19 protein-coding genes are annotated in these 16,934 nt (G+C 60.0%); 13 read left to right on the top strand and 6 right to left on the bottom strand.

Going from position 1 to position 16,934, the window contains the following annotated elements:
* Positions 1–3 precede the first annotated feature (3 nt).
* The 10 genes from O1Y97_RS17540 (at position 4) to O1Y97_RS17495 (ending at position 9,180) form a co-directional block, all read left to right on the top strand.
* Complete coding sequence (locus O1Y97_RS17540; protein WP_318761837.1) at positions 4–2,478, top strand: phage tail protein; 2,475 nt, start codon at positions 4–6, stop codon at positions 2,476–2,478.
* Positions 2,475–4,139: a hypothetical protein gene (locus O1Y97_RS17535; RefSeq protein WP_318761836.1), complete on the top strand. Its 1,665-nt coding sequence runs from the start codon at positions 2,475–2,477 to the stop codon at positions 4,137–4,139. Before O1Y97_RS17540 ends, O1Y97_RS17535 begins: the two co-directional genes overlap by 4 nt.
* Positions 4,140–4,210: 71 nt before the next feature.
* Complete coding sequence (locus O1Y97_RS17530; protein WP_318761835.1) at positions 4,211–6,115, top strand: collagen-like domain-containing protein; 1,905 nt, start codon at positions 4,211–4,213, stop codon at positions 6,113–6,115.
* Positions 6,115–6,573: a hypothetical protein gene (locus O1Y97_RS17525; protein WP_318761834.1), complete on the top strand. Its 459-nt coding sequence runs from the start codon at positions 6,115–6,117 to the stop codon at positions 6,571–6,573. Before O1Y97_RS17530 ends, O1Y97_RS17525 begins: the two co-directional genes overlap by 1 nt.
* Positions 6,573–7,427 (top strand): hypothetical protein, encoded by an 855-nt coding sequence (locus tag O1Y97_RS17520; RefSeq protein ID WP_318761833.1) that lies wholly within the window; start codon positions 6,573–6,575, stop codon positions 7,425–7,427. Before O1Y97_RS17525 ends, O1Y97_RS17520 begins: the two co-directional genes overlap by 1 nt.
* A gap of 115 nt (positions 7,428–7,542) precedes the next feature.
* Entirely contained in the window at positions 7,543–7,959 is a 417-nt protein-coding gene (locus tag O1Y97_RS17515) for an N-acetylmuramoyl-L-alanine amidase (RefSeq protein WP_318761832.1), read from the top strand.
* Positions 7,956–8,243, top strand: a complete 288-nt coding sequence (locus tag O1Y97_RS17510) for a hypothetical protein (protein ID WP_318761831.1) — start codon at positions 7,956–7,958, stop codon at positions 8,241–8,243. The genes O1Y97_RS17515 and O1Y97_RS17510 overlap by 4 nt, the downstream gene beginning before the upstream one ends.
* The gene (locus O1Y97_RS17505) at positions 8,240–8,596 is read left to right on the top strand and encodes a hypothetical protein (RefSeq protein ID WP_318761830.1); all 357 of its coding nucleotides are present in this window, start codon (positions 8,240–8,242) and stop codon (positions 8,594–8,596) included. The genes O1Y97_RS17510 and O1Y97_RS17505 overlap by 4 nt, the downstream gene beginning before the upstream one ends.
* Complete coding sequence (locus O1Y97_RS17500; protein ID WP_318761829.1) at positions 8,517–8,807, top strand: dehydrogenase; 291 nt, start codon at positions 8,517–8,519, stop codon at positions 8,805–8,807. Before O1Y97_RS17505 ends, O1Y97_RS17500 begins: the two co-directional genes overlap by 80 nt.
* 97 nt (positions 8,808–8,904) lie before the next feature.
* Positions 8,905–9,180 carry a hypothetical protein gene (locus O1Y97_RS17495; RefSeq protein WP_318761828.1) on the top strand — a complete coding sequence of 92 codons (276 nt, stop codon included), beginning with the start codon at positions 8,905–8,907 and terminating at the stop codon, positions 9,178–9,180.
* Positions 9,181–9,591: 411 nt separating this feature from the next.
* Here O1Y97_RS17495 and O1Y97_RS17490 read toward each other — a convergent pair whose 3' ends face one another.
* From O1Y97_RS17490 to O1Y97_RS17480, 3 genes are all read right to left on the bottom strand, one after another.
* Entirely contained in the window at positions 9,592–9,981 is a 390-nt protein-coding gene (locus O1Y97_RS17490) for a hypothetical protein (protein ID WP_318761827.1), read from the bottom strand.
* A gap of 744 nt (positions 9,982–10,725) precedes the next feature.
* Positions 10,726–10,944 (bottom strand): hypothetical protein, encoded by a 219-nt coding sequence (locus tag O1Y97_RS17485; RefSeq protein ID WP_318761826.1) that lies wholly within the window; start codon positions 10,942–10,944, stop codon positions 10,726–10,728.
* Positions 10,945–11,086: 142 nt separating this feature from the next.
* Entirely contained in the window at positions 11,087–11,281 is a 195-nt protein-coding gene (locus tag O1Y97_RS17480) for a hypothetical protein (protein ID WP_318761825.1), read from the bottom strand.
* Positions 11,282–11,482: 201 nt separating this feature from the next.
* On the opposite strand from O1Y97_RS17480, the gene O1Y97_RS17475 reads away from it, so the two are divergent.
* From O1Y97_RS17475 to O1Y97_RS17465, 3 genes are all read left to right on the top strand, one after another.
* Complete coding sequence (locus O1Y97_RS17475; protein WP_318761824.1) at positions 11,483–12,805, top strand: RDD family protein; 1,323 nt, start codon at positions 11,483–11,485, stop codon at positions 12,803–12,805.
* A 417-nt stretch (positions 12,806–13,222) separates the two neighbouring features.
* Complete coding sequence (locus O1Y97_RS17470; RefSeq protein WP_318761823.1) at positions 13,223–13,486, top strand: hypothetical protein; 264 nt, start codon at positions 13,223–13,225, stop codon at positions 13,484–13,486.
* Between the two features lie 115 nt (positions 13,487–13,601).
* Positions 13,602–14,078 (top strand): hypothetical protein, encoded by a 477-nt coding sequence (locus O1Y97_RS17465; protein ID WP_318761822.1) that lies wholly within the window; start codon positions 13,602–13,604, stop codon positions 14,076–14,078.
* A gap of 2 nt (positions 14,079–14,080) precedes the next feature.
* On the opposite strand, the gene O1Y97_RS17460 is transcribed toward O1Y97_RS17465, so the two are convergent.
* The 3 genes from O1Y97_RS17460 to O1Y97_RS17450 form a co-directional block, all read right to left on the bottom strand.
* Complete coding sequence (locus O1Y97_RS17460; protein ID WP_318761821.1) at positions 14,081–15,193, bottom strand: tyrosine-type recombinase/integrase; 1,113 nt, start codon at positions 15,191–15,193, stop codon at positions 14,081–14,083.
* A 146-nt stretch (positions 15,194–15,339) separates the two neighbouring features.
* Positions 15,340–16,068, bottom strand: a complete 729-nt coding sequence (locus O1Y97_RS17455; protein WP_318761820.1) for a hypothetical protein — start codon at positions 16,066–16,068, stop codon at positions 15,340–15,342.
* 80 nt (positions 16,069–16,148) lie between these two features.
* Complete coding sequence (locus O1Y97_RS17450; RefSeq protein ID WP_318761819.1) at positions 16,149–16,763, bottom strand: DUF4145 domain-containing protein; 615 nt, start codon at positions 16,761–16,763, stop codon at positions 16,149–16,151.
* Positions 16,764–16,934: the final 171 nt, after the last annotated feature.

Below are 16,934 nucleotides of genomic sequence, written 5' to 3'. Positions count from 1 at the left end.
TACATGGGTTTCCTCGCACCAGTCTTTGCCACCATTGGCGGAGCGATCTCCGGCGCCGTCAGTTGGCTCGGGGGCTCGACGATCCTTGCTGGCGTTGCGCGCCTCGGGCTCGGTATTGCGTTCAAATACGCGCTTGGCTCCATCTTCCCGCCGAAGCAGCAGGCTCAGGCAGTGCAACTGCAGACGAGCTACGGCGAGGATATTCCGCGCACGGTGGCGCTCGGCAAGGTGGGCACGCCGGGGCACCACATCTACCGCAACACCTATGGATCGGGAAATCGCCGGGTCCAGGACTTGCGCGTGCTGTCCAGCTTCCGCTTCTCGCGCATCCTGCGGGTGCGTGTCGAGGGCGAGTGGCGCACACTCGGCGGTGGCGTCGACGCCCTGCGCGGCCTGCGGGTCCAGAACATCGACAGCGAAATCTGGGTCAAGTCGCATATCGGCACGATGGACCAGGCGGCCGACGCCGGTCTCGTCGCGAACGCCAATCCACCGACCCGCTGGACTCTGGCCCACCGTGGCGCCGGCGTGGCCTATGCGGTGTCCACCCAGACGCTCGACCGGGAAAAACTGCAGCAGCCGATAGAGCCGTTCTACGAGATTGAGGGCGCTCCGCTGTATGACTGGCGGAAGGATACCAGCGTCGGCGGCGACGGCCTGCACCGGTGGGCCGATCAGTCGACATGGGAGTTTTCCGAAAACCCGGTGCTGATGATGTATGCGCTGGAGCGCGGCTTCTACAACGGCACCGAACTGATGGTCGGAAAGGGCGTGCCGGCGTCGCGCCTGCCGCTGGGGCCTTGGACGGTTGCGGCCAACATCTGCGACGAGTTCGTGGGCGGCGGCCGGCGCTACAAGGCCGGCCTGATTGCAGCTGCCGGCAATGGCGTGACGCACGATGCCAACATGCAGCCCCTGATGGAGACATGCGCGGCGACGTGGGTGGAAGATGCCTCGGGCGAATATCCGCTCGTCGGCGCCGAGCAGGCGGTCGTTGCGACTTTTGCCGACGACGACATCATGATCGACGAGCCATTCCGGTTTTCGAAGTACCGCACGCGCTCGGAGCTGGTGAACACCGTTGCCGGTGCCTGGCGCGACCCCGATAGCTTTTACGAGACCGTGCCCTTTGCCACACGCATCGACGAGGCCGCCCTTGCCGAGGATCGCGAGCGGTTGGCGGCGTCGATCCCCTATGGCGCGGTCAACGACGCGAAGGTGGCGGATCGCCTGGCCGACATCGCCATCAAGGCGAGCCGGTTCCAGGCAAATGCGGCGATCTGCCTGCACCCGAAGTTCCTCGATCGCACGCCTCCGGGCCGCTGGGTTCGCTGGAATTCGGCGAAGCATGGCGACCGCAGGTTCCAGATCGGGCAAAAGCGGCTTGGTGCGCTCGGCCAGCAGGGCGCCCGCAATATCTATCTGGAGCTTCAGGAAGTCGGCGCCGGCATCTTCGACCCGACTGCATACACCACGACGCCCGTGCTGCCGACAGCGCCGGGCGAGGGGAGCTATGCCACTGCTGCCACCAACTTCCTCGCTTCGGGCGTGCAGGTGCTCAATGCCGGCTCGCCCGAACGTATTCCCGGCATCCGCTTCACATGGGAAGCCTTTGACGACATCACGGTTTTGGCCGTCGAGATCGAGTATCGACCTGAGGGTGCCACAGAAAGCATCGTGAAGCGGGCCGATGTGCCTGTGCAGGTCCTGGTGACAGGCGACGGCGTGCTGGCCAATGCCGACTATGAGTATCGCCACCGCCTGGTGACCTCGCCGGTGCGCACCACGTTCTGGACGGCATGGGCGACCGTGTCGACGCCCGAAGCGGCCTTGCCGTCGGTGTCGGTCGGGCTTGGCCAGGTCAAGGCCGATATCTATCAGCGCCTGCTTCAGATGGCTCAGGACGCCGACGATATCCGGGCTCGCCTCGAGCAGATCGCGCTTGCCGCATCCGACGCGGCCGGCGTGGTGGCCGAGGAGAACTCAGTAGCCGTCCGGTTCCGCAATGCGACGGCAGCGGCGATGTCCAGCCTGTCGGCCTCGGTCGAAGAGATCGACGGTGAGCTTGTGGCTCTGGCGGGTGCCGTGACTGCGGTTGAGACTTCTGTCGGCGACCTATCCGCCGGCGGTCTCTGGCGCATGACGGCACAAGCGGGCAGCGGTGATGTCGTGGCACAGATCGTCATGCAGGTACGCGCAACGGTCGGTGACGACTGGGTGTCGGCGGCGACCATGTGGGAAGCTGGTTTTGTTGGTGGAGATCCGATGCAGCCGTTCTCGCGGTTTGTCGTCAAGGCCGATCAGTTCGTCGTGACGGACGGCACCTCCGAGGGGCAGCCTCTGGTGTTCGAAGGCGGGGAGTTGAAGCTGCAGGTAGCGCGCATCGGTTTGGCGATTGTCGAGGAACTGCGTTCGGCCAACAACAAGCTCCAGATCAAGGGTGCCGGCACCAACGCGAGCATCGAGACTTTCGCATGACACGCTGGTTCATGGGGCTGAAGCCCGGCGTCGGCCCGGTGCTGAAGGTGATGAAGAACGACGGCGACGATCCGCTGACGACGCCATCAATCGACTGGCATAAATACATCTTCGACAGCGAATGGGCGCACAAGCTCGGCTACGTCTTCGACGTGATGGAGATCAGCTTTGATCTGACGAAGTGGCCGAAGCCGGCCGCCGACGGCGCGACCGCCACATATTACGAGCCTTCGGGGAGCACATCGGTCAACGCGCTCTTTGTGGTCTACGCCTTGCGCAACAATGGCAGTATCACCGACGGAATGCAGGCGCAGATAATCTTCCCTGAAAATCTCGGTTTTGCATACACCCCCCTCATCGAGACGCGGAGGTTCACTATTGCTGAAAACCGCTTCGACGGCGTCAGCAATTCGTACTCGCCCGTGAATGTCAGAAGCAGTGGCGCCTACGAGTCGGGATATGTCGGCGGCAGGCTAACCGGTGTGACGTGGTTCCGAGACGACACGAGAGTCAGCATGTCGTCTGTGATCACACTGAACAGGCGGAACTACAGCCTGTTCGGATACAGCATCAACGAATTCAACAACTTTGCCATCACCCTTTCACCCCATGCTCTCGGCGGCGGCGGCGACCGGTTTCGCCAGCTGCACTCTGTCTTAGAATTGCCCATCGACAACGTGCCGTTGCCCTCCTATGCGGGAACACCCGTGGAGGGTCAGAAGGTTTTGCGCATCGCGCCGGATGCGGTGAAGATGGCCTATCCCGGGCATGACGTTGCCGAGGGTGATCACGACGCCTTCATCTTCAGCAGCGAGCGTGTACCGGCCAAGGTCATCGGCGCCGGCCAGATCACCATCAACTCGGGCGCCTCGGCAGACATCCTGACCAAGATGCCGGTAACATTCGGCACCTATGTCGACTTCATCGTCAAGCGCACGTCGGAGGCGCAGTTCTATCACCCGCCGTTTCTGCCGTCTGGCACGTCCAGGACAAACAGGATTCAGCTCAACTACGTCCCTGTCATTGGGGAGAACAGGATCACCGTCAACAACATCGGCGATCAGAATTTTAACATGCGCTATGTCGTCTACGCCGACGACAACTCGGCACCGACGTCCGGTGGGTCGAAGGTCTTTCACAAGAGCAATGACGGCTCGGTCGATTACATCCAGTTGAAGGTGCCGGGGTCGTCGGACAGCGCGCCGGGGCTGAACGAGATCATCCTCGACAGCCGGTTGCCTGCGATCCCTATTGTCGCGGAAGGTTGGCTGGCCGCGGCCGATTTCGGCACGACGGACGACGCCTTCTTGGGGGCGAAGAAGGCAGTAATCGCTGTCGATAACCCCAACGGCGATTTCCGTCCTTTTCCGAAGATGATTGCGCGGTGGTCAGACGGTTCCAACCGGTCGGTGTTCAACAGAACGCACCGGATTTTCGGCAGCGTCAACAACGCGTTTCTCTACAACAACAAACCCGCCGGCTGCTCGATCAACTGCAAGATCTTCGACGACGCTCTGCACGTCTATCAGTCCAGTGGACAGCCGTGGCGCATCGAATTGGAGGATGCAACCTTCGGAGACCCGTACACGGCGAGCCCGCAAAACGGCCCGTCACTGATCGGCATTCGCTACTACGTCTTCGCCATTCCCCTCAGCCTGTAATCCTCAGCCTGTAATCCAGCACCCTCTAATTTCCAGCCTCTAAAGGGCCAATCATGACATCTTCGGTTTATTTGACCGGCACGGTCTCCGTGTCGGGCGGCAACGCTGTGGTCACCGGCACGGGCACGGCTTGGAGTGTGGCGCTGGTTACCGGCGGCATGTTCTCGTTCGCTGGCATGTCGGTGCCGATCGCCAGTGTCGAGAGCGACACGTCCCTGACGCTGGCTTACCCGTGGCCAGGCGCAACATCGGCCGGCGCGTATGCCATCGCGCGTGAGACTTCGGAGGCGGTGCGGGCGGCGTGGATCAACGACCGCCTGGCGCAGATACTGACCAAGCTTTCGCTCGCCGGCATCCACCCCGACGGGGCAGGCACGTTGGCAGAGCGCGATGCACTGTCGCCCGCTCCTGTTGCGGGCTTCCTGTGGCTCCGGGTGGAGACTGGTTTCGACCTTGCTTTCTACAAGCGCACGGGGGGCGGCTGGGATGGGCCGTTTAGTGCGGTGGGTGATGAGGGGCCACAGGGGTCGATTGGTCCTGCTGGCGAAGGGTTCAACCCCGTTGGCGCATGGGCCATTGGAGCCATATATGCGGGCGGCGATTTCGTCTCCCATTCCGGGCGCACTTTCGTCTCACTGGTTGACGGCAACGTCGGGAACACCCCGCCTGTCACTGACGCCGACGATGCGTTCTGGATGTTCATTCCGACCGCTGTTGGTCCGGCTGGACCGAAGGGTGATACTGGCGATACAGGCCTGAAAGGCGACACCGGCGATGTAGGCGCCACAGGCCCGGCCAACAGCCTTGCCATAGGCACCGTCACCGGTGGTGCCGCAGCCGAGGCAACGATTACGGGCAGCGCACCCAGTCAGACGCTGAACCTCGTTCTGCCCAAGGGCGACACCGGCGATCAAGGCATTCAGGGAATCCAGGGGCCGCCCGGAGCCGGATCGGTCGACAGCGTTAACGGAGATCCCGGACCGAACATCGTGCTCGACCTTGACGACATCGGCGACGGTGCGACGAACAAGGCGTTTACATCCACCGATAAGGCCAAGCTCGGCCATATCTCGGTAACGCAGGCCGTCGATCTAGATGCCATCGAGGCACGGGTCGTGGCGCTGGACGCTGCCGTGGTCCTGTCCGGCACCTGGGACGCTTCCAGCGGCGCATTTCCAGGTGGCGGAGTGGCGCAGGCCGGTCAGAGCTGGATTGTCTCTGTTGCCGGCACGGTCGACGCCATCACGTTCAACGTCAACGACCGCATCATCGCGATCGCGGACAACGCCTCGACCGGCGCATTTGCCGCAAACTGGTTCAAGGCGGACTACACCGATCAATTCCTGTCCCTGGACGGTGCAACGGGCGCCGTCACACTCGGTGCAGTGATCGCGGCCGCGACGGTTAAGGCGACGCCCGTCGATGCCGATACCTTCGCCCTCTCCAGTAGCACCGATGGCAACGGCACGCGGCGCACGACATGGGCCAACATCAAGTCCACGTTGAAGGCCTATTTCGACGGTCTCTACGCGTTGGCAACACGCACCCTGACGACTGGCACTGGCTTGACTGGCGGCGGAGACCTGTCGGCGGACCGGACGCTCGCGGTCGACAAGGCGACTGCTGCCAACATCCGCGCAGGCACAGCCGACAAGGTGGTGACATCTGATGGCGTGGCTGGCGCCATGGCCTGGGTCGCGATCACTGCGGGTGCATCACCTGCGATCGCACATGATGCCGGCGTCAACCGGACAATCACGCATTCGGCCAATGCGACCATGGGCGCGCCGTCGGCAACAAAGCCCGGCTTCCCGCTGAACATCGACATAACGCCTGGCGCATTCACCACCAGTTGGCATGCCAACTACAAGTTTGGAAGCGCTGGCGCGCCATCGATCACCGCCCGCCGCATCGTGCATTTCATGTGCCGCGATGCCTCGACCTTTGTCTATCTCGGTATGTCGGAGCCTGCGTAATGACTCTCTATCTGGAATATGAGCCCGGCGCGTTCCGGGCCTGGAACGGTGAGCCGATCGACGGCGTGACGCATTCGCGCGACATCGAGCAGCGTTGGTCCGCTGTCGAACTCGAGGCGATTGGCCTCTATTCTCCAGAGCCGGCCGAACCTCTACCCCAGGGCAAGCAGATAGTCGGCACCTCGGTGCAGCGAGTGGCCGGCGTCGTGCGCTACGTGCATGCGCTGGAAGACATCCCGCCTGTTCGACGGATGGTTCGCAAATCGACGGTTCAGGCGAGGATGATCGAGGCCGGGCTGATGGATGCCGCATATGCAGCAATGACGGCCAATGCCGTCCTGTTTGCGCGCTGGTTCGCACCGGACCAGCCGAACGTATATGCCGACGATCCCGATGCGCTTGCCTTCTTGGCGGCGCTGGGCGCGGATACTGCAATGGTCATGGCGGAGGATATCTGATGCTGCCGGGATTGGCGCCGTGTGTGGTTGGCGCCTCTACCAGGCGCTTTTCCATCTCCCCCTCTGTTGCCGGCAAATCGACGTGGGACTTAGGATCTGACGGACCGCTCTTCCTAGATATTGCCGAAACATGGACGATCACGCCGCTTTCGACTTTCGACTCGGATGCCAAAATTTGGGGAGGTGGTGGTGCTGGTGGTTCGGGTTCTGTCGGCGGCGGCGCCGGCGGCGGCGCTGTCGGACGAATGACTTTCGAGATCGGCCAGACTTACCTACTTCTCGTCGGCAACAACGCAATTCATGGTTCCGCGGCTGTTCGTGTCCCTGGTGGTGGCGGCATTACGTCCAATACCGCAGGTGGCAGCGCTGGTGGCTTTTCAGGAATATTTGTCACTTCGGTTTCTCAAGCCAACGCACGGTTGATGGCGGGCGGCGGCGCAGGTGGTGGCTCAACGGCTGTCAATGGCGGCGCGGGTGGTGGCACCACAGGTGAAGACGGCGCAGCGACTGCCGCAGCCGGTAAAGGTGGAACGCAGACGGCAGGCGGCGCACGCGGCACAGGCGGCAGTGCCAACGGCGCTACAGGTACGGCGCTGCAAGGCGGTAACGGCGGTGACGGTGGCGGCGCCGGTGGTGGTGGCTACTGGGGTGGCGGCGGCGGCGGCGGCGGATCAGGAAGTCGCTCGGGCGGCGGCGGCGGTTCCGGCTTTGCGCATTCGTCAATCGTCTCGCCAACACTATACACGGGCACAGGCCAAACCCCCGGAAATGCGTCGGATCCCGATCGGGGGACTGCAGGCAACGGCGGGACAGCGGCTGGGTCCGGTGTCGTGGGTAAGATTGTGCTGCGTTAGACGCCATTCCTGTCCCCATGCGCCGCATCTTCCAGCGCGCGCTTCGCCGCCTGCTCTGGCACGTGGCCGAGATCGCCGAGCGCGTTGCGCTCTTCAAATATCTAAGGAAATCAACATGCGTCAGATCAAGGAACTGATTTGGCACTGCACCGCCACGCCTGTGGGCAGGGAGGTGACAGTCGAGACTATTCGCCAGTGGCATCGCCAGCGCGGCTGGGCCGACATTGGCTACCACAAGGTGGTTCACCTGGACGGCTCTGTGTCGGAGGGCCGACCGGAAAGCCAGATTGGCGCCCATGTAGCAGGCAAGAACACCGGCACGATCGGCTATGTCTATGTCGGCGGTGTTGCTACTGACGGCAAGACACCCAAGGACACCCGCACCGACGCCCAGAAGAAAACGATGATGGCGCTCACGCGGGCAGCCATTGCGAAATACGGGCTGAAGAGGGTGTCCGGTCACAACCAATACGCAGCCAAGGCCTGCCCGTCTTTCGACGTGCGCAAGGATCCGCTGGGGCAACTGGTATGACCGCGGAGAAGGTGCCGCCGAAGTCCAGCCGGCGCTTCTCCAAGCGCATGGTCATCGCTAACTGTGCGCTGGCCTGGGGCGCGGTGTTTGCCTCGATCTATTTCGCGCAGGCGGCCTATGTCGCAGCCAGCGCAATTGCGCTGATCGCCGTTCTGGGTGGCGCCTACATGGGCGTCGGGCACCTCGACCTCAAGCGCCTGCTCATGACGCTGGGCTCGGCGCAGGGGCAGGGTGGCTACTTCCCAACCTACAGCGGTCCGCCGCCAGAAGGTGAGGGCGAATGATCACCAAACTCCTTGGCGGATACCTCTACCCGGCCATAGCAGTCGCCATCTTGCTCGCCGCGGTGCTGGTCTATGGCTGGGGTCACTCCAACGCCTCTGCCTCGTGGGAAGCCAAATACGCCAAGCGCGAAGTCGAGATGGCGCAGCAGGCAACGGCGGAAATGTCCCGCATGTCTCAGGCGAACGCCATGGCTAAAGTTGTTGAGGCAAAGCGCCTGGCTGAACTCGCCGCAGACAACGCCGTGCTCGAATCCAAAATCAAGGAACTATCGGATGAAGCAGACGCTGATCCTGATCGCGACCGCGTTTGCCTGTCTGATGGCGGCCGGGTGCGCATCGACGCCGTTCATTAGGCCTGCCGTGCCGCCGCAACTCGAGCGAGCGGACACGACGCTAACCGCCGCTTGCAATCGCCCGGTGCGGCTTACCGTCGAGATGACCCAGCGCAACATCGAGAGACTTTGGACCGCTGATCGCAAAGCGCTGATCGACTGTGGCAAGCGCCATGGCGCGCTCGTCGACTTCTACAATGACCGCGACGCGCGGCTACGGGGAACTGAATGAACAATTTGTATGCAGCCGCCTGGCTGCAGGCGCTGTCGCTCGCAGTGGGGCTGCGGGGGCTGGTGGGATGATTATCACAGAAGGAATGGTAGGCTTTGTGCTCCTAATCGTAGGCGCGCTGTTCGGTGCGTTCTGGCGCATCTGGGGGCTCATTCGGGAGGCGTCTGGCAAGGGCGAGCAGGCACAGACGGATCTTGCCGCACACAAGCTCCACGTCGCCGAAACCTACGTCAGCAAGCAGGGCCACCGCGAAGCGACAGATCAGGTGATGGAGGCTATCGGCGCGGTCAAGACCGCAGTCGAGGGCACCAACCTACGCATCGACCGCATGTGGGAGAGCCACGGCAAGCCGACGCCGCGGGCGAGGCAGTAGCGCTACGAAAGAAGCCGTAGCGCTTCAATTCCGACGAAGATGACGAACTTCGCCACGGGCAGCCACGCGACGATGTCTGCTCGTGGCACAGTCCAGCGCTTACGGCGTTTCTTAGGGCTGGGGGCTTTCTTGGGCACGGGCAGACTTCTCCATTAACAATCTCATGGAGAAGTTCGGTGCCGATTTCTTATGTAGGCTCGAATCAGTGGACAGGGCAAGCCCACGATGCTGACAGTGAATGTCGGCCTGTGGAGAGCGGCGGTAAATGATCTGATTTCGTTGCGAAATTGGGAGCCGTTTGATTTTCAATTGGGGCCGGGAAACACTGCCCGGCCGCATCCACCAGAACTATTTCCACCCGGCGCTTGATGAAACTCGCGCCAACACCTTGTTTCCACCCGGCGCCTTTGGTCAGGTCTTTTTTTGAACCTTGGGTTTTGTCTTGACGGGTTTAACCGTCGGCTTGGCAGGTTGCGGGGCTGACTTGACCGTTGTGGTTGCTGCCTTCTTCTGGTCTGGTTGCTCCCCGCTAGCCGAGAGCTTGGCAGCTTTGTCGATCAGATCATCGACCTTCTTCTTTTTCTTCCGCGCGGCGATATCAGAGGTCTCAACCAGATTCGCCTTACGCTCGACTGAGAGATTCTTTGCGCGCTCAACGCCTTTGGTGACCTTGTCCAGCCGCGCTGTTTCGTTGAAAGCTTTGTGGTTCGATCCCGCTTTTCCCAGGTTGGCGGGTTCCCGTGGCCCTGGCCGGCCGACTAAGCGACTAAGCGCGTTCTTAAGAAACTGAAGTATTTCCATTTTGCCCTCTCCCGGTGTCGTGTCTATTCGGCGCCAGTTCCTGGGAAGCGTCAATCCTAAACGTTTACCTCTCACTGAAGGCGCACCGGGCGCCCCGCGGCCGAAGGTGGCGGGTGTGATCGAAATTGATGGAACAGGAGCGCTGTCGGTTCGTTTGCGCGTTCAAAGGGAATGCCAAAGTGGCCGATGAACCTAATGAGCCGCAGACTATAGATTTTGTGGTTCGGCGCTTGATGAAAGAAACCGGTGTCACTGAAGAGCAAGCTCGAAAGCTTGTTTCTGATCTCGGATATCAGTGGGCGTCCCTGTTAAGGGAAGCGCGGTTCCTAGCAAAAAAACGCTAGCCAGATCATCGCCGGCCGCCTGAGCATTCTCCAAGCCCCGGCAATATGCTAAGATGGCGCCTTGAGTGGTACGATCTGCCCCGCTGCCGGAAGGTGGTGGGGCTTTTTTGCATTTGCCGGGAACTGAGGCCGGACTTGTCGGGTTATGAGCATGCCCGGTTCGAGGTGGGCTACGTGGTCTACCCTTTCAGCCACGTTTTGAGGTGAAAGCCTGCCGGTCAGTTCGCCTCCGGCAGGCTTTCACATATCTGGGGGAACTATCTGCCCGCTGTTGAATTGTGATGCCGGAGCGCCAGGCAACGACCCGAACCGTCAGGCGCTCTTGCATGGGGCCTGACGTGAACCCCTCCCGGCAGGCCTTTCATTTACAGGGTCTGCGTTGCACCTCGGACAAGCTATTTCACGCCAAACGCTTGATGCGCCCTTTGTCGATACGGAAAATTCCGTTTGTGCCGCCTTGCCGTGCGAAGTCGGTTTGAAGGTCATCCCAGAGGCCCAGAAACTGGCCGCAATCTGAACAGGTGATTGCCGTGTCTGGACCTGCATCATCAGGGATTCTCAACCTGACGGTGGCGCAGAACGGGCATTCTAGTTGGTGATTGAGATAACCATCGGACATCGCAAAGCTCCCTCATTTCGTCCCACCGCAGTAGCGCGAGCAAGGCACAACCATGCGACGTGGAAGTATACGTCAGTTGTCGATTTTTTCTAGTGTGACTTGGCTCAGACGCCTTGCCTTCGATACGTGGCAGGGCTCATTCTTATTGCGGTATCAAGACCTCGGTTACCGTCGCGTGCCGAAGCTTCTCCTCGCCGCGCAAGTGCTTGGCCATGACCTTCAGCACAGGATGCACCGGCACGGCACCTTTGTTGCCGGCGCCGATGGGCGTTGCGAAGTGGCTGGTGTGCAGGAACTCCAGCGCTTGCCAGAGGTCGTCACGCTGGCCGCCTGGCACTGCCGGGATTGCTCGGCCGACCTCACGATAGCCAACTCATTCCGCGACTCCCACATCTACCCCATGCGCAGCATCCGCGCTTCCTCCTTATGTTTGCAGCCCGATGGTTCGGCGGCGCGATGCAAGGGACAAAGGTCAACAGACTTGCCGTGAATACATGAGGTTGTAATGTGACGCTGGGCCTGTGGGGGAACTGTGTTTATGGCGGAATGGCACTATGTGGCCGACGGGAACCCTGTCGGCCCGGTTACTGCAGACGACATCCACGAGAGGTTTCGAGACGGCACCATCAAGCGCGACACGCTTGTATGGACTGACGGCATGCCTGGATGGCGGGCCATCCATGAAATCGAAGACTTCGACAGCCTGACGAAGAAGAAGCTCCCGCCACCCATTCCAGGAGTTTCGCCGGTCGTCCCGGAAGTTCCCGTAATCCCTGTCAATGCCGTGGAAGAGGCTGCGCACGCGGTTCCGCACCTGGAGATCGACGAAAGACCTGTGTCCGCGCTGGAACGACAGCAGATCGAACTGTCGAACCTGCGGGTGTCCGAGCCTCGGATCCCGTGGACTCGCTATTTCGCCCGCACCTTCGACGTTTCGGTCCTCGGCACCGTGCTGATCTCTTCCATTTTGTTGATCTCGCCGTACGTCAGCCTTCCGTTCTCTCTCTACATGTATACCGCCGACAACAGGCTGCTGATGCTGTTCGCGCTGCCGTTCGTGATGGTGCTCAACGCCATTATCATCACGATGTTCGGCAACTCGTTGGGCAAGAAAATCTTCGGCATCCATGCGGTCAATGTGCAGTCGCATAAGCGCTTCTCCTTCCAGGAGAACCTCGCCCGGGAGCTGCGCGTGTGGGGACGGGGCATGGCGCTGGGCATCCCGATCCTGAACTTTTTCACGATGATCCCCGCGTACAAGCGGGTGGCTGGGGGCCGGCCGACCCTCTACGATGAAGGCCTCGCCTCCGTCCGGCCGTACGCCGACAACACCGGCCGCAGGACATTCGGCTTCCTCGTCACCGCGCTCGTTCTCATCGCGATCCTCGCGTCGAACACTATCGACAAGGAGAACCTGGAGAGGACGTCTCGTCCATATACATGGATCAACCCGGAAACCAGCCTGAGCACGACGATCCCGGGCGGCTGGGAAAGCTATACGCTGCCGGGGCCGTCTGGAACTGGTGTGCTCTACGGATTCACGAACCTTAAGACAGGCGTTGTTGCCTTCCTAGCCGTCGAGACAGCCGAGGACCTCACACTGGTAGCTTACGCCGACGCCTTAGAATCCTCCTTGTCGAAAACGATGAACTTCGTCGACGACTGGGCCCGATACGACCTGCCCGACGTCTGGAAGCGAAACGCCACAATAAAGGACGGGAACCATCCGGCTGCTCTCCTCCTACGACAGGTCAGCTCCAGCTTCTGGCGCGTGGTCTACGTCGACCAGGTGAGCAAGAGTCGGGACGTCGAAAACCCAGAAATGACGAAGGCGCTGTTCGCCAGCGTGGGGGCCAAATGACGACATGAGCAAATTCAATTGGAAGGTCATCGTGTCGAAAGTTCCGCTGAGAAGTGGTCAGGCAGGAAACCACTAGCTGTCATGCCAGCCAGGTTGTGAATTGACTCCGCAAGGACTTTGTTCCTATTTTGTTCTATGCAGATCGAGACGATTGGAGATGCCTGGGCGCATAGTGCATCCGTGTGGATGGCATGCGCCTTTGGCCCCTACACCAAGGGCATGAAGCGGGGCCGCGAGTGTCATTTCCGCAAGGATCTCGACATGGAGACGCTGGTCTGCACGCGCGGTCGAGATTTTCCAATAGCTCGACTGTCTCAACGGCTGCGTTGTCCGCGCTGTGGGTCGCGGGAAGTTCGGGTGGTTTGGAAGTTCCCGCCTTTTTTATCGGCAGATGCGGCGAGGGCGGTAGGATAGTCCATGCCGATGCTGTCTGAATTCCCCTCTGAGAAGGTCATCGTCTCCTGCGAGAAGTGCGGGATGTGGAAACAATACGACAGGGACGCGATGGTGCGCGCGGGCGGAGATCGCACGCTGGCGCACCTGCTCGACGACATTGTTGCTCGCATAGGCTGCCCAAAGGCCAACAGCCTCAGCGTCTACGATCGGTGCGGCGCAAAGTATGAGGAATTGGCGCGGCTGCTTGGTGGCGGAAACGCGTATGCGAAGGCGAAGGGCGGGTAGTCAGAAACCGCATACGTGCAAAAAATCCGTACAGTGCCCCAATTTAACCCGGGCTGGCCGTCTGTTTGATTCATGTTATTAGTGCGCGATTGGATTTAATGCTGGGGGCAGGGGAATGAATCTTCGCCGGTTGATTTTAGTGGCCACTACTCTTTCAGTTATTTCATCGCAAGCGTGGTCCGGTGAAAAGACAGGGTTCAGGGGCTTGTTTCTGGGGCAGTCGCTCGATGCGGCGCAGAAGAGTTTGCCCAATGGGCTTCGCCTGAAGAAAGAAAGCGACTTCCAATACAACGTCGATAAGGAGGACGTTTCGGTCGGGTTCATAATGACAAGAGACAAATCAACAATCGATTCGCTGATGTTGCTATCTACCTTCTTTGATCTGCCGTCCACGATATCTCGGGATGAGTTCGAAAATAAGCTGAAGGAAAACTATACGGTTAGTGAATTTGAATTCATCAAGTCGGAAAAGAAGTTTGGTGAAGTTCGAGACTTTTTCCAAGGGGCTACAGGCAATGGTGAGCGGTTGACTACGTACCTGCTCCAGTCGCCAGTCGTAGAAGTTACCGCAGAAAGCAGCGGGAGCTTTTGACCCTACCCGCCGCTTACATCCCGCTCCAAGTCCGTTCTCCTGCCCGTTCCTTCGACCAGCCGGTTAACCCACTTCAATGGATCGGCCACCCATGGCAGCCCGCGCCAGGCATCTGGCACCGGCAGTGTATCGATCGCCTCTATCATCGGCCGCTGCGGTACGTTGGTGTATCGCCGGCTCATGTCGTCGACTGCATGCCCTAGGATCTGGTCCTTGATGTGCGGGTGGATGCCGTTCACCACCAACTGCGTCGAGACGCTGTGGCGCGCCGTATAGGGCGATATGTCCATAATCCCGCTGCGACTCCTGGCGCCAGTGATTGCTGACTTGAGCTGGCCGCCGCCGCCTTGGGTGGGCGGGTAGGGTTGCCCCTTATGAGTACGGAACACGATACCGCCCCGCGTGACGAGCGGCCCCAGCCACTCTGCCAGGAACCAGTGCAACGGTACGCCTCGAGGCTCGCCTATTTTACTGGATCGTACCACCAGCCACCGCTTGGCGATGTCGATGTCTGGCGCCTCGAGTGCGAAAAGCTCGATAGGCCGAAGCCCGGTGTAGAACAGCGCCGTCATCAGCATGGCCGGAGCAGGGGACATGGTTGCGACAAACGTCGCCGCGCGATCGTATTCTACGGGCGCCGTCCCGGTGCGGGCGACACTGCGAACGACGCGGGTTCCCTTTGGCTTGCGGGGGCGGCGCCACTTCCTAGACCTTGCCCAATCATTGAGCACGGCTTCATTCCAGACCGCGACGAATGGCGTGTAGCACTGGCGATTACGCGTTTCTGGCTGCGCATTGGGGGAGAGTTCGCGCGCGGCAGCGTCCAGATCGTTCTGGGTGATGGCGTTCAGGCGGCTTTTGCCGAGTCGAGACAGCAGCGGTTCCAGAAACCGGCCGCTACCGCCCGATGCCAGGTACGCCTCTGCGGCATCGGCGAAGGTCTTGGTGGCGCTAACTCCGAACGCGTGTTCCTCCGCAATTTCGCGCTCTGTGCGCACCCTTAGCGCGTCGGCAAGCCGGCGATTTTCGAGCTTTGTGCTGCGGTAGACATGCGTTCCACACACGGAGCCGCGCAAGTACCAGAACTGACCTCGGCGAAGCAGCTTGAGTCCCATAGCCTTCACACACGTAAGAAGCCCTGGCGCACCATGCGCCTTGGGGCTTTATTCTCCTCGTGTGGTGAATGCTGGCCGGCTTGGTGGGACGGCTAGAGGCAGGATAGCGGGGGCGGGGTGGCGGTCAATCCAATCTTTGTTGTGATCTACGATTGTTTGGCATCGTCTATTTTGAAAAAGTCTTTGAACAACCCCAGGTGAGTTACTTGAAGCTTGTGCTCTTTAGCTGCCGAGATGACCGGCGTGGAGTCAAAATTGAATTCACGAAGGTTCAATCGCGGCTGAAAATCCGTGGCCTCTCTGGCGTAGATTGGGATTTGTCTAAACATTTGAAACAAGCACAACGAATGCGCAATTGCTCTCTTTCGATTTGTCAAAAGATAATTCTTGCTCGCAGAGCATTGTTCGAAAAAAGTATGCGTGTAATCCTGAACCCGCGTGTAATGTTGCGCAAGATGAGGGCTGATATACGATATATCTTTTAGTATATCTATGGATAATTCTGGGAGTGGATCTGGGGCTGTACTGCCCGATTTTATTTTCCTGTAGTACTCGCTTATCTCCACGCCTGCTGCATAAATGCTGTCGAGGGCATCCTCAATTCGCTGTTCTTTTTTCGCTTCCCTGACATGCCGGATTTGCTCACGTCCAGATATGAGAACAAACGCTCCAGCAATGAGCGCGGCGAGGCCGCCAAGCAGTGTTTGATACTCGCTGACCCAGGCGAAGGTGAGGAGCTCAATGTAGCTCTCTACAATAATGCTTGCGCATCGATCTGGTGGGCACCAATCAATGTATGTGGCCAACGCACGTAGAAGTAGGAACGCTGCAACGACACCGAGGCCAATTTGCCAAGGCGTCAAAGATTTTCGCATGTTGCCCTCCCATACTGACGAGCGCCATGCCATCCGCCAGACGTTTCATTCAAACAGTAGCAAACGGTGTACGGTAGGTGTTACTCCGCCTTCCTCTGGCCACTGGCAATCTGCTTTGCCTTCACAGCCGCAAGGCGGGCGGGGCGTACGAACAGCCGATCGAGTAAATCCTGCGTGAGGTCTTCAAGTGCCTCCGCTTCTTCCGCCGTATACGGATCGACATCGTGGGTGGCATCGTTGCCGTCGAGTGCCGCAACATCGGCCAACTCGACGATGTCCGGCTCCAAAATCTTCAGTTCTCCCAGCGCTTTGATCCGCGATCTAAGAGCATTTGCAGGGTCTCGTTCGGCTAGGCGCGCGTCGTGCGAATAGATATGCTTCGTGGCTACGTCGAGCGTCTTCCGGTACATCGCGCCGGCCGCCTCGTACCACGTCATTTGTCGGCATTCGTTCGCCTCGCGAAAGAGGTTCGCGATGCGCTCGGGAACGTGCGGCGATATTTCGATCGCGGTAGTCGCTATGCGAACCGCTTGGTCGGAAAGATGCTGACTAGGAGTTTCTATATCCCCGCTTACTTGGCTGGGTCCCGCTCCGCTATTGGCTCGCCATTGGTAAATAGATCCATTGGCGCAAACAGAGCAGGAGCCAAAAATCTCCCATCCACCGGTGCGCACTGCGCAACTGCCCGCGACCATGTGTTGGGTCCGTTTGGTGCCACATCGAACACAGTCTCTTACAAAGTAAGCCATGCTTTTCCCGCCCAAAAAAAGCGATTTTTACAATATTGCCTTGGCTGTCAATTGAGCGAGGAGCCGCATGCACGCCGACCCCCGACATTTGCGCCGGTCGGGCGCTACACTAAGATG

The organism is Aminobacter niigataensis (genome assembly GCF_946995915.1).
In the GTDB taxonomy this organism is placed as follows: Bacteria; Pseudomonadota; Alphaproteobacteria; order Rhizobiales; family Rhizobiaceae; genus Aminobacter; species Aminobacter niigataensis.
The sequence above is the reverse complement of the archived record's forward strand: the minus strand, read 5'-3'. Positions and strand labels throughout refer to the sequence as shown.

What these genes read in the sequence shown, in the direction of transcription:
- O1Y97_RS17510 (WP_318761831.1), top strand. Translation starts at nt 7,956, where the DNA reads ATGACCGCGGAGAAGGTGCCGCCGAAGTCCAGCCGGCGCTTCTCCAAG.
- O1Y97_RS17490 (WP_318761827.1), bottom strand. Translation starts at nt 9,981, where the DNA reads ATGGAAATACTTCAGTTTCTTAAGAACGCGCTTAGTCGCTTAGTCGGC.
- O1Y97_RS17475 (WP_318761824.1), top strand. Translation starts at nt 11,483, where the DNA reads ATGGCGGAATGGCACTATGTGGCCGACGGGAACCCTGTCGGCCCGGTT.
- O1Y97_RS17465 (WP_318761822.1), top strand. Translation starts at nt 13,602, where the DNA reads ATGAATCTTCGCCGGTTGATTTTAGTGGCCACTACTCTTTCAGTTATT.
- O1Y97_RS17540 (WP_318761837.1), top strand. Translation starts at nt 4, where the DNA reads ATGGGTTTCCTCGCACCAGTCTTTGCCACCATTGGCGGAGCGATCTCC.
- O1Y97_RS17460 (WP_318761821.1), bottom strand. Translation starts at nt 15,193, where the DNA reads ATGGGACTCAAGCTGCTTCGCCGAGGTCAGTTCTGGTACTTGCGCGGC.
- O1Y97_RS17535 (WP_318761836.1), top strand. Translation starts at nt 2,475, where the DNA reads ATGACACGCTGGTTCATGGGGCTGAAGCCCGGCGTCGGCCCGGTGCTG.
- O1Y97_RS17455 (WP_318761820.1), bottom strand. Translation starts at nt 16,068, where the DNA reads ATGCGAAAATCTTTGACGCCTTGGCAAATTGGCCTCGGTGTCGTTGCA.
- O1Y97_RS17525 (WP_318761834.1), top strand. Translation starts at nt 6,115, where the DNA reads ATGACTCTCTATCTGGAATATGAGCCCGGCGCGTTCCGGGCCTGGAAC.
- O1Y97_RS17470 (WP_318761823.1), top strand. Translation starts at nt 13,223, where the DNA reads ATGCCGATGCTGTCTGAATTCCCCTCTGAGAAGGTCATCGTCTCCTGC.
- O1Y97_RS17500 (WP_318761829.1), top strand. Translation starts at nt 8,517, where the DNA reads ATGAAGCAGACGCTGATCCTGATCGCGACCGCGTTTGCCTGTCTGATG.
- O1Y97_RS17515 (WP_318761832.1), top strand. Translation starts at nt 7,543, where the DNA reads ATGCGTCAGATCAAGGAACTGATTTGGCACTGCACCGCCACGCCTGTG.
- O1Y97_RS17450 (WP_318761819.1), bottom strand. Translation starts at nt 16,763, where the DNA reads ATGGTCGCGGGCAGTTGCGCAGTGCGCACCGGTGGATGGGAGATTTTT.
- O1Y97_RS17485 (WP_318761826.1), bottom strand. Translation starts at nt 10,944, where the DNA reads ATGTCCGATGGTTATCTCAATCACCAACTAGAATGCCCGTTCTGCGCC.
- O1Y97_RS17520 (WP_318761833.1), top strand. Translation starts at nt 6,573, where the DNA reads ATGCTGCCGGGATTGGCGCCGTGTGTGGTTGGCGCCTCTACCAGGCGC.
- O1Y97_RS17505 (WP_318761830.1), top strand. Translation starts at nt 8,240, where the DNA reads ATGATCACCAAACTCCTTGGCGGATACCTCTACCCGGCCATAGCAGTC.